Source organism: Corynebacterium tardum (assembly GCF_046717785.1).
Lineage (GTDB): Bacteria > Actinomycetota > Actinomycetes > Mycobacteriales > Mycobacteriaceae > Corynebacterium.
This window is the reverse complement of the sequence record NZ_CP177104.1, coordinates 357,549-375,211: the sequence shown is the minus strand read 5'-3', so window position 1 is coordinate 375,211 and position 17,663 is coordinate 357,549. Positions and strand designations below refer to the sequence as shown.

At 65.3% G+C, this 17,663-nt stretch carries 16 protein-coding genes; 8 read left to right on the top strand and 8 right to left on the bottom strand.

Annotated features, from left to right (window positions below; translation table 11 throughout):
• Nucleotides 1–24 precede the first annotated feature (24 nt).
• A complete protein-coding gene (gene hemL / locus ACLI1P_RS01775) occupies nucleotides 25–1,341 on the bottom strand; it encodes a glutamate-1-semialdehyde 2,1-aminomutase (protein WP_411709276.1) in 1,317 nt (438 codons plus the stop codon).
• Between the two features lie 153 nt (nucleotides 1,342–1,494).
• On the opposite strand from hemL, the gene ACLI1P_RS01770 reads away from it, so the two are divergent.
• The 5 genes from ACLI1P_RS01770 to ACLI1P_RS01750 all read left to right on the top strand — a co-directional run bounded on the left by ACLI1P_RS01770 (nucleotide 1,495) and on the right by ACLI1P_RS01750 (nucleotide 6,964).
• Nucleotides 1,495–2,007, top strand: a complete 513-nt coding sequence (locus tag ACLI1P_RS01770; RefSeq protein ID WP_411709275.1) for a hypothetical protein — start codon at nucleotides 1,495–1,497, stop codon at nucleotides 2,005–2,007.
• A gap of 152 nt (nucleotides 2,008–2,159) precedes the next feature.
• Nucleotides 2,160–3,749 carry an efflux RND transporter periplasmic adaptor subunit gene (locus ACLI1P_RS01765; RefSeq protein WP_411709274.1) on the top strand — a complete coding sequence of 530 codons (1,590 nt, stop codon included), beginning with the start codon at nucleotides 2,160–2,162 and terminating at the stop codon, nucleotides 3,747–3,749.
• Nucleotides 3,746–4,420 (top strand): ABC transporter ATP-binding protein, encoded by a 675-nt coding sequence (locus ACLI1P_RS01760; protein WP_408930024.1) that lies wholly within the window; start codon nucleotides 3,746–3,748, stop codon nucleotides 4,418–4,420. The genes ACLI1P_RS01765 and ACLI1P_RS01760 overlap by 4 nt, the downstream gene beginning before the upstream one ends.
• Nucleotides 4,417–5,721, top strand: a complete 1,305-nt coding sequence (locus ACLI1P_RS01755; RefSeq protein ID WP_408930023.1) for an ABC transporter permease — start codon at nucleotides 4,417–4,419, stop codon at nucleotides 5,719–5,721. The genes ACLI1P_RS01760 and ACLI1P_RS01755 overlap by 4 nt, the downstream gene beginning before the upstream one ends.
• 403 nt (nucleotides 5,722–6,124) lie before the next feature.
• Entirely contained in the window at nucleotides 6,125–6,964 is an 840-nt protein-coding gene (locus tag ACLI1P_RS01750) for an NAD(P)-dependent oxidoreductase (RefSeq protein ID WP_408932097.1), read from the top strand.
• 9 nt (nucleotides 6,965–6,973) lie between these two features.
• On the opposite strand, the gene ACLI1P_RS01745 is transcribed toward ACLI1P_RS01750, so the two are convergent.
• Nucleotides 6,974–7,540 (bottom strand): Fic/DOC family protein, encoded by a 567-nt coding sequence (locus tag ACLI1P_RS01745; protein WP_408930021.1) that lies wholly within the window; start codon nucleotides 7,538–7,540, stop codon nucleotides 6,974–6,976.
• A 437-nt stretch (nucleotides 7,541–7,977) separates the two neighbouring features.
• On the opposite strand from ACLI1P_RS01745, the gene ACLI1P_RS01740 reads away from it, so the two are divergent.
• From ACLI1P_RS01740 to ACLI1P_RS01730, 3 genes are all read left to right on the top strand, one after another.
• Nucleotides 7,978–8,556 carry an ATP-binding cassette domain-containing protein gene (locus ACLI1P_RS01740; protein WP_408932098.1) on the top strand — a complete coding sequence of 193 codons (579 nt, stop codon included), beginning with the start codon at nucleotides 7,978–7,980 and terminating at the stop codon, nucleotides 8,554–8,556.
• On the top strand, nucleotides 8,556–9,572 hold the full coding sequence (locus tag ACLI1P_RS01735; protein ID WP_411709680.1) for an ABC transporter permease: 1,017 nt from the start codon (nucleotides 8,556–8,558) through the stop codon (nucleotides 9,570–9,572). The genes ACLI1P_RS01740 and ACLI1P_RS01735 overlap by 1 nt, the downstream gene beginning before the upstream one ends.
• Before the next feature lie 85 nt (nucleotides 9,573–9,657).
• Complete coding sequence (locus tag ACLI1P_RS01730; protein ID WP_411709273.1) at nucleotides 9,658–11,268, top strand: ATP-binding cassette domain-containing protein; 1,611 nt, start codon at nucleotides 9,658–9,660, stop codon at nucleotides 11,266–11,268.
• Nucleotides 11,269–11,277: 9 nt separating this feature from the next.
• Here the strand turns inward: ACLI1P_RS01730 and ACLI1P_RS01725 are convergent, their stop codons facing one another.
• From ACLI1P_RS01725 to ACLI1P_RS01700, 6 genes are read right to left on the bottom strand one after another with little or no spacing between them, the layout of a single operon-like run.
• Nucleotides 11,278–12,648, bottom strand: coding sequence for a protoporphyrinogen oxidase (locus ACLI1P_RS01725; protein ID WP_411709272.1), 1,371 nt, complete (start codon nucleotides 12,646–12,648; stop codon nucleotides 11,278–11,280).
• Nucleotides 12,645–13,688 (bottom strand): uroporphyrinogen decarboxylase, encoded by a 1,044-nt coding sequence (gene hemE / locus ACLI1P_RS01720; protein ID WP_411709271.1) that lies wholly within the window; start codon nucleotides 13,686–13,688, stop codon nucleotides 12,645–12,647. Before hemE ends, ACLI1P_RS01725 begins: the two co-directional genes overlap by 4 nt.
• A gap of 38 nt (nucleotides 13,689–13,726) precedes the next feature.
• Nucleotides 13,727–14,218 carry a tellurium resistance protein TerC gene (locus ACLI1P_RS01715; protein ID WP_296134582.1) on the bottom strand — a complete coding sequence of 164 codons (492 nt, stop codon included), beginning with the start codon at nucleotides 14,216–14,218 and terminating at the stop codon, nucleotides 13,727–13,729.
• Nucleotides 14,215–14,880: a hypothetical protein gene (locus tag ACLI1P_RS01710; protein WP_296134579.1), complete on the bottom strand. Its 666-nt coding sequence runs from the start codon at nucleotides 14,878–14,880 to the stop codon at nucleotides 14,215–14,217. The genes ACLI1P_RS01715 and ACLI1P_RS01710 overlap by 4 nt, the downstream gene beginning before the upstream one ends.
• A gap of 33 nt (nucleotides 14,881–14,913) precedes the next feature.
• Entirely contained in the window at nucleotides 14,914–15,891 is a 978-nt protein-coding gene (gene hemB / locus ACLI1P_RS01705; RefSeq protein WP_411709270.1) for a porphobilinogen synthase, read from the bottom strand.
• Between the two features lie 42 nt (nucleotides 15,892–15,933).
• Nucleotides 15,934–17,625 carry a uroporphyrinogen-III synthase gene (locus ACLI1P_RS01700; protein ID WP_408932104.1) on the bottom strand — a complete coding sequence of 564 codons (1,692 nt, stop codon included), beginning with the start codon at nucleotides 17,623–17,625 and terminating at the stop codon, nucleotides 15,934–15,936.
• Nucleotides 17,626–17,663 lie beyond the last annotated feature (38 nt).

Sequence of the window (17,663 nt, the reverse complement as noted above, 5' to 3'; positions counted from 1 at the left end):
TGGTATCCCCTCAAAGTGGTTGGTTTACTGCGGGCGCTGCGCGCTGGCGGCGGCCTGGGCGGCAGGCTTGAGCGCGGCCTCGATTACCTCAAAATCATTGTCCGTGAGTGCATCGGACACAAACCACGTCTCGAAGGCTGACGGCGGCACGTAGACCCCGCCCTCCAGCAGCGCGTGGAAGAAGGGGGCGAAACGCCAGGTTTCGGCCGCCTGCATGTCCGCAAAGTTGTGACCTTGGCCCTCCGCGAAGCGGATGGAGAACATCGACTCAGCGCGCTGGATGTGGTGCACCACGCCGGCGGCGTCGAGCGCCTGGGAGATGAGACCCGTGAGGCGGTCAGCGTTGGCCTGCAGGCGCGGGTAAAGCTCTTCGTTCGCCAGCTCCAGGGACGCCAGGCCGGAGGCCATGGCCACCGGGTTTCCAGAGAGCGTGCCCGCCTGGTAGACGGGGCCGGCCGGGGCGAGGGAGGCCATGACGTCGGCGCGGCCGCCGAATGCCGCGGCGGGCAATCCGCCGGAGACCACCTTGCCGAAGGTCACCAGGTCACCGGCCACGCCGTCGACGCCGAACCAGCCCTGGTGGGAGGTGCGGAAGCCCGTCATGACCTCATCGAGGATGAGCAGGGCGCCGTCGGCATGCGCGATCTCCTTAAGCGCCGCATTGAAGCCCTCCTGTGGGGCCACGGTGCCCATGTTGCCGGCGGCGGCCTCGGCGATGATGCAGGCAATCTCGCCCGGGTGCGCGGCGAAGGCCTCGCGCACGGCGTCGAGGTCGTTGTAGGGCACCACGATGGTGTCCGCGGCGGAGGCGCCGGTCACGCCCGGGGAGTCCGGCAGCGCGAAGGTGGCCACGCCGGAGCCAGCCGACGCCAACAGTGCGTCCACGTGGCCGTGGTAGCAGCCCGCAAACTTGAGCACCTTGGCGCGGCCGGTGTAGCCGCGGGCCAGACGCACCGCGGACATCGTCGCCTCGGTGCCGGAGTTGACCAAGCGCACCTGCTCGGCAGCGGTGCGCTCCACGATACGCTCCGCCAGGAGGGTCTCGGCCTCGGTGGGGGCGCCGAAGGAGAGGCCGTCGGCAGCCGCCTTCTGAACCGCGTCCACGATGGCCGGGTGGGAATTGCCGTGAATCATGGGGCCGTAGGAGCTGACCAGGTCAACGTACTCGTTGCCGTCCACATCCCACAGGCGCGAGCCCTCGCCACGGGCGATCACGCGGGCTTGGCCGTCCACGGAGCCGAAGGCGCGGACCGGGGAGTTCACTCCACCCGGGGTGACCTTGGTGGCGCGCTCGAACCACTGGGCGGACTGGGTCGTATTCTGCTGGCTAGAGTTAGGCATAGCCACAGTGTATCGGTTTTAGCCCTATACAAAAGTTTGACTCCCCTTCACGCTCTTACCCAGCGCCTCCACCCTGGCCTTGCTATGCTCGCAGCACATGCACCGACGCGGGGGCGTCGGCAGCTACGCAGTTACTTTTCAAGGGGGATCCTCATGCGGCACTCTGTCGTGTTCCTATCTATTGCCACCACCGGTGTCACCGCCAGCCTCGTCCTCACCGGCTGCAGCACCGACACAGACTCCGACCCACAGCCCAGCGCGCCCACCACCACCACACTGTCCACCGTGTCTGCCCTCAACGACTGGCAGCCGGAGTCCCTGCCGCAGCCCGTCACGCGTTTGGGCACCACGGCCCCCAGCGCACCGGACTCACCGGAGCCAGAGCCAGAACGGGAGCCAGAGGCACCGCCTGCGCAGGCCCCGCAAAACACCGCGCCCGCGCCGCAGGTGCAGACCGTGACCGTGCAGGCACCTGCGCCCAAGCCAGCGCCCCAGAACCCACCGAAGGCACCGAACCAGCCACAGAATCCCCGGCCGGGCTTGCCCGCCCTACCCGCGCCTCCCACCATCCACATCCCCCAAGAGGTCCAGGATGGGATCGACCAGATCCCCACCCTTCCCCCGCTCCCGCGGGCGGAGGATATCTACATCGACGTGCCCTTCTAGCCCTTCTAAACCCCGGGCCACCTCCTTAGGGGTAGACCCTGATCTACCTCCTATATTCCCCCTAGCTCGAATGACAGCCCGCTACCCCGCGAGTTAAGCTGAATCCGATTTTCATTCACTCTGATTGACGTTGAGAACGAGTTAAGGGAACCATGAACAAGAAAGCTGTGGGCATCACCGCCGGCTCCATCGCCGCGCTCCTCCTCGCCGGTGGCGGCGGATTCTACGCACTGACCAGTGGAAGCTCCTCCGCCACCCAGCTCGCCGCCACCGACGTGGCGAAGGCCGCCAAAGAAGATCTCATCAGCTCCGTGCCCGCCACCGGCAACGTCGCCGCCGACCGCGAGCTGTCCCTGACCACCACGCTCACCGGGCCCATCCAGTCCCTCGACGCCAAGGTGGGAGACCGCGTGGAGGCCCAGCAGCTGCTCGGGCGCATCGACACCACCGAAACGGAGCGCGAGCTCGACGCCCAGCGCACCTCCCAGGAGGCCGGCAAACTTGAGTCCGTCCACCAGATCGAGGACGCCCAGCTGCAGCTGCGCCAGCTCCAGGACTCCCTGGACCAGGGCCTCAACCCCGACATCAACTCCGCCCAGTCCGCGGTGAACTCCGCGCGCGGCGAGTACGACGAGGCCCAGCGGCAGCTCGATCAGGCCGTGGCCACCAAGGGGGATCGCCCCGAGGTCGCCGAGTCCCAGGCCGCCGTCGAGCAGGCCCGGGACGCCGTGCGCAAGGCGGAGACCGCCTCCTTCCAGTCCGCGCTGGCCTCCGTGGGTACCGCCACCGACGACCCCTCCGGCATCCAGACCGCCAGCGCCTTCCTGGACTACGTGGACGCTGATTCCTCCGTGCAGGATGCCCACCGCCAGCTGAAAGAGACGGAAGACTCCTACGACCGCGTCCTGCGCAGCATTGACCGAGAGCTCGGCGATCAGCAGCGCGCCACGGCGGCCTCCTACCAGGCCGTCGCCGAGGCCGAGCGCGCTCTCCAGGCCAGCAACCTGGCGGTGGAGCAGCAGATCAACGCCCAGTCGCAGGCGGTGAACCATGCGATGGAAAGTGCGGCGTCGGCAAGCGCGAACGGCGCCAAGGAAAACGGCGCGCTGGAGTATCAGCTCTCCCAGGCGGACCTGCGCTCCCCGCTCGGCGGCGTGATCACCGCCGTCAACGGCCAGGCCGGCATGCCCGCCGAGGGCCCCATCCTCACCGTGGCGGATGACTCGACGTTGCTGGTGAAGTCCACGGTGAAGGAGGGCGACATCGCCCAGGTCACGGTGGGCGACGAGGTCACGTTCACCTCCCCATCCAGCCCCGGCAAGGAGTACAAGGGCAAGGTCACCTTCATCTCCCCCACCGCCCAGCAGGATGCGCCCGCCGAGCCCGGCGCGAACAAAGGGGGCTCCGGCGGCTCCGCCAAGCCCGAGTTCCCCGTACACATCCGCGTCGAGGGCAACCGCGACGGCCTGCGCCTAGGCTCCACCACCAAGGCAAAGATCATCACGGAGAAGGACTCGGACGCCATCACCATCCCCCTGTCCGCGCTGTACGACGACAACGGCCAGTCCTCCGTCCTCGTCGTCGAGGACGGCGAGATCCGCGCGCGCAAGGTCACCGTGGCCACCGAATCCACCCTGTCCGCGGCGATCGCTTCGGGCGTGAAGGAGGGCGAGACAGTCATCGCCCAGGCGGACATGTTCAAGGACCGCATCGGTGAGGCCGTCGAGGTTGCGGACGCATGAGCCATCTCATCGACATGCGGGGAATTGTCAAGCGCTTCAACGAGGGCCTCGACAGCGAGCTGACCGTCCTCCCCGGCCTCGATTTCACCGTGGACGAGGGCGAGTTCGTGGCCGTCGTGGGCCAGTCCGGCTCCGGCAAGTCCACGCTCATGAACATCATCGGCCTCCTCGACCGCCCCACCGCCGGCGCGTACCACCTGGCGGGGGTGGATGCGCTCGCGCTTGGCGACGACAAACTGGCCAGCTTCCGCGGCCAAAAAATCGGCTTCATCTTCCAAAACTTCAACCTGATCGGCCGCATCTCCGCGCTGAAGAACGTTGAGATGCCCATGGTCTACGCGGGCGTTTCCGCCCATGAGCGCACGCAGCGCGCCCAGCAGCTGTTGGAGATGGTCGGCATGACCGACCGCATGAATCACCTGCCCAACGAGCTCTCCGGCGGCCAGAAGCAGCGCGTCGCCGTCGCCCGCGCCCTAGCCAACGAACCGGACATCCTGCTGGCGGACGAGCCCACCGGCGCACTGGATTCCCAGACCGGGCGCATGGTCATGGATCTCTTCCACGAGCTGCATCGCACCCACGGCAAGACCATCTTGTTCATCACCCACAACCCGGAGTTGGCCGAGGAGTGCTCCCGCACGGTCACGATGGCGGACGGAGTGCTTTCATGAATTTCGCCGAATCCACCAAGATGGCGCTGTCCAGCCTGCGCACCAACAAGATGCGCTCGGCGCTGACTCTCTTAGGTGTCATCATCGGCATCGCTGCCGTCATCGCCATCGTCACGCTGGGCAGCTCGCTGCAGGCCTCCGTACAAAAGGACCTGGATAAGGTCGGAGCCAACAACTTCTCCGTCCAAGTCAAGGAGCGCCCGGAGGAGGGCGAGGAAGACAAGGCCGAAGATCCATTCATGGGCGGCGGCACCATCGAGGACTCCGATTCCCTGCTCACCCCCGATATGCTCGACGCCGTCAAGGCCGCCATGGGCTCCCAGATCGAGGGCATCATCATCGGCGAGTACAACTCCTACCCCGGCGAGATGACCGCGGAGAACGACTCCGCCACGGCCCAGGAAAAGTCCACCAACTTGCTGCTGCGCCCCACGAATCCGGACTACGTCTCCGCCTCGCAGTACTCCATCCAGGCGGGTCGCTCCCTCAACGCCGACGACATCGACTCCGCCCGCCCCTCCACCATGCTCAGCGTGGAGACCGCCACGGAGCTCTTCGGCAGCCCCGACGCCGCGGTGGGCCAGTATGTCGACTTCCAGCTCGACGACGGCACCTCGCTCAACCTGGGAGTCATCGGCGTCTACGAGGAACCGGAGACCGGCCCGCTGGTGGGCGGCGGATCCGCGCAGACCGCCCTCGTGCCCTACCCCCTTGAGGCCGAGCTCACCACCTCCACCGGCGCCGGCGAGGGCTTTAGCCAGGTCTCCGTTCGCGGCGGGGCTGATACCGACAAGGCCGCGGTGGCCAGCAACCTCCAGCGCGCCTTCGACAGCTACTACGCCACCAACCCGGACTACAAGGTGGAAGTGTCTGACTTCAGCGAGGATCTGGCCTCCCTCAACCAGATCTTCACCACGATGAGCCTGGTGCTCGCGGCGATCGGCGGCATCTCCCTGCTCGTCGGCGGCATCGGCGTGATGAACATTATGCTCATCACCGTCACGGAGCGCACCCGCGAGATCGGCATCCGCAAGGCCCTGGGCGCGCGCCGCCGCGATATCCGCATGCAGTTCATCACCGAAGCCGTCGTGGTCTGCCTCATCGGTGGCCTCATCGGCATCGCCATCGGCACCGCCGCCGGCATGGCGGGCGCAGCAGCTATCGGCGCGCTCGTCTTCCCGCCGCTGTGGGCAGTCATCATGTCGATGCTCTTCTCACTGTCCATCGGCCTCTTCTTCGGCTACTACCCTGCCGGCAAGGCCGCGAAGCTGGACCCGATTGAGGCGCTGCGCTACGAGTAGGACCCCACGCGTCCTCCCGACTAATCAGGTACTCCGAAGCCCAAAGGTTCGGGGAGGACCACATAGTGGATGAGTGGTGCGTGTTTAATATTTTCGCGCGCCCAGCCCCCTCTTGCCGGCGCAATAAAAGATGGCCCCAGCGTCTCTGGGGCCAGAGCCTATGTGCCTTTCGGCTTGATACTTAAGAGTTACTACGTATGTACGTAGGAGTCCATCCACCGATATAACGGTTCCTCGTCGTCGTTTAAAACGACGAAAGCCTCCTAGTGCTCCAACTTCAGCCCCATCGTGCAGCAAAAAATGGCCAGGGAACAGCCCAAGCCACGCCACTTCTCAGCCACCTTCGGCCGGGGCTCGCACAGCTCGCGGCGAACCTGCCCACAATAATGGCACACTGGGCAGCATGAAGATTGCATTCCTGGGAACTGGCCGCATGGGTACCGAGCTCGCCCGACACCTCCTCGATCACCATGAGCTCACCGTCTGGAACCGCACCGCCGAGCGCGCGCAGCCGCTGGTTGACGCCGGCGCTACCCGCGCCGATTCCCCCACCGCCGCCGTGGAGGGCGCAGAGGTCGTCATTACCTCGCTCTTTGGCCCGGACGATATCCGCGAGGTCGTCATCGACACCAACCTCATCCCCGCGGGCGTGACCTGGATCGATACCACCACCGTCTCCCCCGACGCCGCCCGCGAGTTCGCCGCTGCGGTCGACTCTTATGTCCACGCGCCCGTCGTCGGCTCCCTTGGCCCGGCGCGCGAGGGCACGCTCGGCGTCTACGTAGGCACGCCTGACGACGACCGCCGCGAGCTCGCCATGACCATTGCCGAACTCTGGGCCGACGAGAACAAGCTCATCGGCGTGGAGTCCGCTCCCACCGCAGCACTTGGCAAACTCCTGGCCAACCTGGCCCTGGCCGTCACCGCGGAGGGCCTGCTCGAAGCCCTGCAGCTTGGTGAGTCCGAGGGCCTCGATTCCGAGGTCATCCTCGAGATGCTCGACATCACCGGCCTGGCCTTCATGAAGAACATGAAGGGCCCGTTCATCACCGGTGAGCGCAACACCACTCCGGGCGACTTCACCGTCGACGCCCTGTGCAAGGACGCCAAGCTCATGGAGATGACCTCCAACAAGCCGCTGCCCGCGGTCACCGCCGCCATCCAGCGCTTTGAGGAGCAGCAGGCCATGGGCCACGGCGACCAGGACTTCTCCTCCATCTTCGTCTTCCGCAACAAGGGCTAGGCCCCGCCGCTACGCACCGCGCTTTCCGACGAGTCCGCGCAGCACTTCCTCCAGCTGCGCGTTATCCCCAGTGTCTTGGCTGTGAAAGCGCGCGTCAATAAACTCCGCTCGCACGCGGCTATCACTCGCTAACCGCTCCACGTCAAGTTCGTATCCCGCCGCCTTGACCAGCTCGTCAAAGAACACCGTTTGCGTGCGAGTATTTCCTTCTCTAAAGCTGTGCACCACATTGAGCTCGCCCCACAGTTCCGCCAGCTTGGCCACAAACTCATCAATCCCCAGGCCACGCAGAAAGTTATCCTTCGCCAACCCCCCGAACAGCTTCTCCGCTGCCTTCGTCATTTCCGGACCCGCCGGGTAATAGGCATGCCCTGCCTTAATCATGAACTGCCCCATTGGCGCAGTGCGCTCTTCCCCTGCCCACTCGTACACATCCTGAAAGAGATGTCGATGTATGGCTTTGAAGTGCGCATAGTCGAAATCACCTTTCACAGGTTCCGAGTCCAACTCGGTTATCCGAAGAAATACAAGCCTTTCTTCCAAGATCCGTAGTTCTTCTGCATCATCTAACCCCAAGCGATTCTTCAGAACCTTAGTCCCAGGAATGAAATAGCTCTCCCAGCCCCCGCTCATGTTTCTTTCCCGCGCTCTACTTCAACGAAGCACGCCGTACACGAGCGACTGCTTCGTCGGCAGATAATGTCCCTGCGGCCACCTCGCGGCCTAATTGCCGAACGTACTCATCCGTCACGTCGTGGCCTGCCAGACGCAGCGCTGCATCACTCAGCGCCAAAGGATCACGGGCACTACTACTTTCAACTTGAATCGGCTTGGACATTGCTACCCTCCCGAGTTTCTAACTACACTTCGCCCCATTTTAGCAGCACAAGACCTCAATCCCTAGGGTTCTTCCCAGCTCGAGGAGAACGTTCAGGGCGAGCATTTTGCTAAACTTCATCAATAAGTTTCAACTATTATCTAGCCGCCCAATACAAGGAGATCACCGCCCAACAATGCTTTCCATCGACGCCGATTTTGGGCATTCCACGCCCCTTGGACACCTTGAGAAGGACTTCACCCCCGGCCGCATCTATGGCCTCGCTGGCCCCAATGGTTCGGGTAAGTCTACGCTTCTCGCAACACTCGGAGGAGAACTCGCACCCCTCGATGGTTCAGTGAAGTGTGACGGCCATCCCGTCGGTACGAAGGAGCAGCCGGGTGCTGTGATTACGGTGGCCGAGCCGGTTTTCCTCCCCGACCTCTCCGTGGGCGAGCACCTGGACTTGATAGGAAAGGCGGCAGGGGTGGACGTCGCCAAGCTCTGCGAACTCTGGGCACTCGATCCTCTCCTTCCGCACCCAGCCTCGCGCCTGTCCTCGGGCCAGCGCCAGCGCGTGTTCTTGGCGGCGCAGCTATACCAGCCGGCACGTGCAGTGCTTATCGACGAACCCGAGCGCCACCTCGACGCCGCCTGGACCGAGTTCCTCGCCAGCGAATTGCGCTACCTAGCCGACGAGGAGAATCGCTGCATCGTTGTGGCCACGCATTCCGACACCATCACCCAGGCCTGCGACGAGGTGGTGCAGCTGTGATGCGCGTGCTATCGCGGCTAGGTGATGGCATTTGGTACCTCATCCTCGCCGGCGTCGTCTTCGGCTTCGGTTATACAGTCTGGCAAGAAGTCGGCGCAGTCCTGCCTGCCATCCCGGCACGCATCACGCTGACTAGCGTCGCCCCGATTGCCGGCATCGTGGGACTGCTCGCGCTTATGGTGCTCACCGAGGTTCTCTATCCTCTGCGCGCGCTATCCCGGGAGCGTTGGGTGTACGTTGATCGCCCGCGCGGCCGGCTGCGCGGTACCGACTGGATGACGTGGGCGCAGCTAATGGGGTTCGGGATCTTGGGCCTCGGCATCTGCGTGTCCACCGGGCTATCCCCGTGGTTCGCGCTGGCAGTCCCGGCCCTGCGTTTCGTCGTGGGGTGGCGCTCGTTCACGCTGGCTTCGCTTCTCAGCGCTGGGCGCACGCGCCTGGTCGGCGGGTCTGGCCTAGGTCTTCTCGATTCGGAGGTCACCTCTGATGCCATTGCGAGCCAATCCGCGTGGATTCCTCGTCGCGCCCATGCGCCCTCCACGTTGACGGGTCTCTTCTTCCGTCGTCTGGGACGACGGTGGTACATCGGCGTCGGTGCCCTCGCGGCCCTCGGCTTGTCGTTGGGGTTCGCCCCACAGCTCGGGGCGCTGGCTATCGTCGGATTCATGTCCGCGTGGAGCATCGTCGGCGCGGCGGTTGGGCGCGCCGCCTCCTTCGGTCGCATCAGCGACGATGCATGGCCCGACTGGGGCCTTCCCCTTATCGCTTCAGTGGGCACGGCGTTCCTTGGCACCGGTGTTCTGGTCTTGGTGTGGAAGCTCTCCGCCATCGCAGTGGCGCTCATCATCGCTGGTCTTAGCTGGGCGTCGTTTAAGCGTTCCCGCCCGGCACGGGTAGACCGCATGTCCATGCTGGATAGCGGCGGCTTCGGTGTCTCCTTCTCTCCCGAGGTATTGCACTACATTGCCCGCGGCGCTCTCGGCCTTGGCATGGCGGCCCTTGCACTGGGGTATTAGCCGGGGCTAGTCTTTCGAGCATGAAGATTTTTTCCTAATTCGACCTCACACTTTTTACGCGACTTACTCGAAGGTGGATTTCTTCATGCCTATTTCTTTTTCTCATCTCACCGTCACCTGGCCCGACGGCACCCCTTGTTTCACGGACCTCACCGGCACGTTTTCCTCGCACTTCACGGGCTTGGTCGGTGCGAATGGTTCCGGAAAATCAACGTTGGCCAAGGTCCTTGCTGGTCTCATTGCCCCGACTTCGGGAACGGTATCCGCGGGCTCAGTCCTCTATGTCGACCAGGATTTAGGCCTCCATACGTCTAGCACCATCGCCGATGTCTTTGGCGCGACCGAAGTCCTCAACGCCATTGCCCGCATTGAGGCTGGCGAATACTCGGAAGAGCTCGCCACCACTGTTGGTGAGCAGTGGGATTTAGCAGAGCGCATCGAAGCGGCTCTCGACGCCGCGAGTATCCCCTTCCCCTTAGAGCGCACTATTGGTACTTTGTCTGGTGGTGAGGCCGTAACCGTGGCGCTGACCGCCGCATTCTTCCGCAAGCCGGATTTCCTCATCCTCGACGAGCCCACCAACAACCTGGATTCCTCATCACGCCAACGCTTACTCGAGCTCATTCGCACCGCGCCGATGCCGGTTCTCGTCGTCTCACACGACCGCGAGCTCCTCGAGCACGCCGATAGCATCGCGGAGCTCTACCACGGAACACTTCGCGAGTTCGAGGGAAACTACTCCTCCTACCGCGCAGCGATTGACGCCGAGCAGGATTCCGCGCAGGCCAAGGTCCGAGAGACCAAGGCCGAACACCGCAAACAAATCCGCGAGCGCGCCGCTATGCAGACCCGCATTGCGCGCGATGCCCGCCGCGGCAAGAACTTCGCCGCCTCGAAGCGCAAACCCGGCATGGCCATGGGCTTGGACAAGAACCGTTCCGAGCGCTCCGCTGCTGGGCGTTCCCAACAGGCCAACGACGCAGTCGCTGCCGCCCAGTCGGCGCACGACAAGGCGCAGCGCGCGCTTCGCGACGACACCCATGTCCACATCGACCTGCCCGGCACCGAGCTTCCCGCTGGCACCCGGGTCCTAGTCAGCGATCTGTTGAGTATCACCGGACCCGAGCGCGTTCGCCTCTCCGGGCCCAACGGCAGCGGCAAGACCACCTTCCTCAACCGCGTCGCCCGCGGCGACGTCGAGTACGCACTGCCCTGCGGATACATCCGCCAGCGCATCGTCTTGCCCGCGGAAAAGTCGGTGCTCGACATCGTCCGTGAGGCCAACCCCAACGCCGACCCGCAGTTCCTGCGCGACCAGCTGGCGCAGATGCTCTTTATCAAAGACAAGATCCACCAGCCCGTAGGCCAGCTTTCCGGTGGCGAGCGCTTCCGCGTCGAAGTCGCCCGCGTCCTGCTCAGCGATCCGGCCCCGCGCTTCCTGCTTCTCGACGAACCGACGAACAACCTCGACATCCCCACCACCGACTGGCTGGTCGAGGTTCTCACAAGCTACCGCGGCGCCTTCATCCTGGTCAGCCACGACGAGCACGTGTGCGAGCGGGTGGACCTCACAACGACCATTTCCTTGGATGGCTACAGCTCTCTCCGCGAAACGGCATACTTACTGGGTTCCCCTCGCAACGCACATCGTCTGCGTGACTCCATCGAAAAGCTGGAGACAAAAGATGCCTTCTAGCAGATCCCACTACTCGCTGACGAGCCCCTGCGCAGCAGCGCGGGCGTCCGCGATGACGGCGGGCACGCCAACCCCGCCTGCCCAGGCGCCGGTGGCGGCGATGCCGGAGACCTCACCAAGCGCGTCCTGCGCAGCGGCCACCGTGGCTAGGTGCTTCTCGTCATAGCGCGGGATTCCGCCGAACCAGCGTTGCGTGTAAATCTCCTCCACGCCGGCGGCACGACCATCGAAGCCGGTGATCTTCTGCAGGTCATCGAGGGCGTAGTCCACGAGGTCATCTTCTTCCGCGCGGACGAGGGAATCGTCGCCAAAGCGCCCGAAGGACGCACGCACGAGGAAGCCTTCGCGCTCGCCCAGGTGCGGCCACTTGTTGGAGGATAGCGTGAAAGCCTTGGCGTGCAGGTCGGGTTCGTCGGCGGCGATGAGGATTCCGGTGGCGTCGGGAAGCGCGTTGCCCTCCGGGTCCGTGGCGGAGGCAAAGTTGAAGCCCACGACCACAGAAGAGGCCAGCTGAATAGTGGCGAGCTGCGCGGCGGCCTCGGGGGCGACGGCCTTGATGAGGCGCGCGGTGGTCGGCGCCGGGGTGGCGAAGAGGACGCGGTCGAAGGGGCCCAGGTCCCCCGGGGCGCCCTTGACCTCGAAGGCCTCGCCCTTACGGGCCACGCCGGAGACGAACGTATCGAGGTGGATCTGTGCGCCGGACTGCTCCGCCAGCGCCTCGTAGAGCTCGGCGTAGCCGCCCTTGAAAGCACCGAAGACCGAGCCCTCGGCGGGGCTGCGGCCAGACTCGATCTGCTTAATCGCAGCGGACAACGTCACCGGCCCGTCCTGCGCCAGCGTGTCCAGCGCGGCTGCCAGGTGCGGCACCGTGGCCCGAAGCCCCAGGTCATCGGCGGCGCAGGAGTACACGCCGCCGAGCAGGGCGGAGACCACGTGGTCAACCACATCGTCGCCGTACTGCTCACGCACAAGCTTGCCGACGGAAACATCCCCACCAATTTCCCACTCGAAAGGCTGCTCGTTGGCGATGCGCTCATTGGTGGCCGCGGAGAAGAAGTCCTGCGGCGCAGACGGGATACCCATCACTCCGCCCTGCGGCAGGAGGTGTAGCTCGCCGCCGGTGTATACGCGGGGGCGCAGCGTGGTGTTGGGCTCCACGAAGGAGTCACTGAGACCAAGCTCGGTGAAGAACTCCACGGCATCCTGGCGGCGCCGGATGAAGGCTTCTGCGCCCATGTCCGTTGGCCCGCCGTTAAACGGCACGGTGTGCAGCTTGCCGCCGATGCGACCGGCCGCCTCAAAAACGTAAACCTCGTGGGAGCGCAGCTCCCATGCAGCGGTCAATCCCGCTAGTCCAGCACCGATGATCGCGATCTTCATTTAGCCTCCTCGTGGATGATGGCGACGGCGCGGGTGACTGCGTCGGCGTCGGTAGTCGGCAGAACCCCGTGGCCGAGGTTCCAGATGTGCCCTTTTATGTCGCCGTGCTCTGTCGCACGAGCGACCTCGGACTTGATGGTACGCACCGCCTGGCGCACCGCGTCCTCACCGGCGAAGAGCAGGGCCGGGTCCAGGTTGCCCTGCAAGACATCCGCGTTGACGCGGGCAGCAGCTGCGTCCATGGTCACGCGGTAGTCCACGCCCATGACCTCGGAACCGGCCTCCGACATCGCGCCGAGCAGTTCCCCAGTGCCCACGCCGAAGTGGATGCGCGGCACGCGGCCCGCGGCAACCTCGAGGATGCGCGTGGAATACGGCAGCACGAACTCGCGGTAGTCGCGCTCGTTGAGGTAGCCCGCCCAGGAATCGAAGAGCTGCATGGCGTCAATGCCGGCATCGAGCTGCAACTCCAAGAACGCGGTGATGGTGGGCGTGAGCCGCTCCATGAGCGCGTGCCACGTCTGCGGCTCGGAGTGCATGAGCGCCTTGGTCCGCTCGTGGTTCTTGGACGGTCCACCCTCGATGAGGTAGCTGGCCAGGGTAAACGGCGCGCCCACGAAGCCGATGAGCGCCTGCTTATCGGTGAGTTCTTTAAGGATGAGCTCGATGCCCTGGCGGACCTCGGGCACGTCGACGTCGAGAGCCGGCAGGTTCGCCACGTCCTCCTTAGTGCGCACCGGGGCATCCATGACGGGGCCGCGGCCGGGGACGATTTCCACGCCCACGCCCGCCGCCTTGAGCGGGACGACGATATCGCTGAACAGGATGGCCGCGTCCACGTCGTGGCGGCGCACCGGCTGCAGGGTGATCTCCGCCAGGAGCTCCGGCATGAAGCAGGAGTCCAGCATGCTGATCCCCTCGCGGACCTTGCGGTATTCCGGCAGGGAACGGCCCGCCTGGCGCATGAACCAGACGGGCGGGCGGGACGGGGTACGGCCGGAAGCGGCCTCAATGAGCGGCGCGGCGGACAGTCGTGACATACCGTCCATTATGAATCAAAAGTTGGATTCCGCGCCAATCACGCGCGCTCGAGGCGTCGGGCCTTGATGAAGGCGTTGGAGTTCGGGTGGAACAGGAAGTAAATACCCACCATGAGCACCATGGGGATGAACAACAGCAACAGCTCGCCCACGCCGATGATGAGTGCGGCGACGTTGACAAACATCGCGTAGGCGGAGACCAGCACGATGGCGCGGCGCGCCCACGTCGAGCCGCCCGCCAGCTGTGCCGCACAGGCGGCGATGACGACCGCGCCCACGATGTTGGACACCGCCGCAAAGCGCACGTTGAAGGCGATGAAGTCCCGCGCCTCCGGAGCGATTCCCGTGACAACCTTGGTGGAGGCACCGATGCCCACGATGCCGGCGGTGAGCATGATGACGGCCGCGACGACGAAGACCCAGTAGGCAATGCGCAGCTGCGCAGGCCAGGTGGATGTGTCCTGCTCGCCGTCCATCTGCGTGCGGCGCGGGCGGCGGTTGTAGTCGATGGGGCCTGGGCGATCGGTCACGAGCGGTCGTCCTTCTTGTCGGTGCGGTCTTTATCGCGCTTCTCTTGGTTCTCTTGGCGGCGCTGGTCCTCCAGCTCCTTTCGCATCTGGCGCATCTGCTCCATCTCCCCGGTGTATTCCAGGACCTCCTCCTTGGAGCAGAAGATGAGCCCCATCACCGCGGTCACGCCGGCGAGGATCTGCACGCCCGCATCGAGGACGAACAGCCAGTCCGGCACATGGGCGCCGGCCGGGCTGGTGAAGAACACCAGCAGCACGCGGAAGCCGAAGTACAGGGAGAAGGCGAACCACAGGCGCCGGCCGGTGCCCGCCGCAGAGGAGTTGGTGTTGAGCAGCCACAGCATGATGCCCAGCAGCACCACGATGGCGAGGGAGATAAAGGAGCTAAACGCCACCGACCCGTACGCCACGAGCTGCACGAAGGAGTCCGAGAGCTCCTGGCCGGTGCTCTGGGCCGCCTGCTCCGCGGTCTCCTCCGCCTGGGCAAAGAGTTCGCTGCGGTTAAACATCGTCAGCACGACGCTGAGGATGAGGTGCACCGCCTCCAGGATCAGGGCGCAGAGCCACACCTTGATCATCAGCGCTACGGCTTCAGTGCGCTTGCCTTTCTTCGGCTCCTTCTCGGCCTTGGCAGGCAGCGCGGAGTTCGGTGTCTGGGTCACGGCTCTCCTTCACTTCGGCCCCGGTAGGGGCCCTTACTTCAGCAGGCGGGCGGCGTCGGTGGCGAAGTACGTCAGGATCTGATCGGCGCCCGCGCGCTTGAACGCGGTCAAGGACTCCAGCATAACGGCCTCGCCGTCAATCCACCCGTTCTGGGAGGCAGCCTTGATCATCGCGTACTCGCCGGAGACCTGGTACACGGCCACCGGGACGGAGGAGCGCTCCGCCACACCCGCCAGAACGTCCAGGTAGGGCAGGCCCGGCTTCACCATGACGATGTCCGCGCCCTCCTCAATGTCGAGGTCCACCTCCAGCATGGACTCGCGGTAGTTGCGCGGATCCTGCTGGTAGGTGCGGCGGTCGCCCTCCAGGGAGGAGCCGACGGCGTCGCGGAACGGTCCGAAGGAGGGCGAGGCGTACTTGGCGGAGTAGGCCATGATGGCCACGTCCTCGTGGCCGGCCTCATCGAGGGACTCGCGGATGGCGGCAATCTGGCCGTCCATCATGCCGGAGGGGCTGACCATGTGCGCGCCGGCGCGGGCCTGGGAGCGGGCCATGTCCTGGTAGAGCTTCACCGTTTCGTCGTTAAGCACGCGGCCCTGGTCATCCAGCATGCCGCAGTGGCCGTGGGAGGTGAACTCGTCCAGGCAGGTATCCGCCATGACGATGAGGTCATCGCCGAACTCCTTGCGCAGTTCCTCAATGCCACGGTTGAGGATGCCCTGCGGATCCCACGCGACGGAGCCGGTCTCATCCTTGTCCTCCTCCAGCGGCACGCCGAAGAGGTCGACGCACTTCACGCCGGCCTCGAGGGCCTCGTGGGCCGCGCGCTTCAGCGAGTCCAGCGTGTGCTGGTGGACGCCCGGCATGGACGGAATCTCGCGGGGCTCGTCCAGGCCGTCCACCACGAACATCGGCAGGATGAAGTCGCTGGGGCGCAGCGTGGTTTCGGCGACGAGCTCCCGGAAGGCCGGGGTCTGGCGCAGGCGGCGGGGGCGACGAACAATGCTCATGAGTGTTAACTCTCCTTCGAGCTCGAAAAAGTCAGCTAAATCCTATGCCTTGTCGACCTTAGTAGCCGCCGCCTTTTTACGGGAACGGCGCTTCTTGCGCGGGGCCGGCAGGTTGCCGGAGGCGCGGAGGGCGGCGACGTGGTCCGCCAAGGCGTCGACAAGCGCGGGCACATCCGCGACCTCCGGGACCACGTCGACGCGCAGGCCCAGCTCCTCAGCCGCAGCCTTGGTCGACGGCCCGATGCACGCAATGACGGTGCGGGCGTGCGGCTTGCCGGCGATGCCCACGAGGTTGCGGACAGTCGACGGCGACGTGAACGTCACCGCGTCGAAGCCACCGGTCTTGATCATGTCGCGGATCTCCGCCGCCGGCGGGGCCGCGCGCACGGTGCGGTAGGCCACGACGTCGTCGACCTCCCAGCCCAGATCCAGCAGGCCAGTGACCAGAGTTTCACCCGCAATGTCCGCGCGGGGCAGCAGGACGCGGCTCACGGCGTCGATGTCCTCCACGTAGTTCGGGAAGACGTCGACCAAGCCTTCGGCGTTCTGCTTCGTCGGCTTCGGCATAACCTCCGGGACCATGCCCTTGGCGCGAATAGCGTCGGCAGTCTTCTGCCCCACCGCGGCCAGGTGCACGCCGGCGAAGTCGCGGGCGTCGAGCCCCAGCTCTGCGATCTTCTTCCACACCGCGCTCACCGCGTTGACGGAGGTGAAGACGATCCACTTGTAGCGGCCTTCGACAATGCCCTTGATGGCGCGGTCCATCTGCGCCGGGTTGCGCGGCGGCTCCACGGAAATAGTGGGCACCGACTGCGGGATGGCGCCGTGCCCGGCCAGGCGGGCGCTCATGGCGGCGGCCTGCTCCTTCGTGCGCGGGACCAGCACGCGCCAGCCGTACAGCGGGCGGTTCTCCCACCACGAGTACTTGGAGCGGTCATCGAAGCTGCGGCCCAGCGTCACCACCAGCTCACCGGGCAGCTCCGCGTCGAGCTTGCCCAGGGTGCCCAGGGTGGTCTCGTGCGTGCGCTGCAGGCGGGTGGTGCCGTGGACGGTTACGTACGCCTCGGTCTCCGCGGGCATGCCGCGGTCCACCAGCTCCCGGGAGATAACCGGCAGATCCTCCGCCGTGGCCTGCAGAACCAACGGCTGCGTGGCGGATGCCAGCTCGTCCCAGTCGGCACCCTCCGTAATATCGGCCTCGGTGTAGGTCGCGCCCAGCGCGATGCCGGCAAAGGACGGCACCGTCGACGGCAGGGACATGCCCGGCACCACCTGGAATTCCATGCCGGCGTTCGCCACGGCAGAAATCTCCGCCTTGATGGACTCGCGGTTGAGCGGGTTGCCCGTGACCAAGCGGATGACGTCGCGACCCTCGGCGCGCTCAAGCGCTTCACGCAGTTGCTTGACGACGTCCCCCTCAGGTTCCTCAAACACCGCCGCCGTCGGCGGGGCAGGACGCGGCGGCTTGCGACGCGCCCCGGCCTCCTTGGCGGCGGCGCAGATGCGCTCGTATTCTTCCTCGGCGGCGTCGAGAAGCTCCTGCGGCACCGGCACCTGCCGCGCCACGAAATCGCGCACCCCCTGGGACACGCCGGCGTCCGCGATAGCGATGGCGGATGCCTCCAGAACCTCGCGGGCGCGCACGGTCAACAAGTCAGGATTGCCTGGGCCGGCACCGACGAAGACGACTCTGCCCAGATCAGGCGACTGCGTATCCGGCACGGCATTGCTCATAAGGTTCTTTTCTAGTCTGTGGTCTCGAAGCGCCCCAT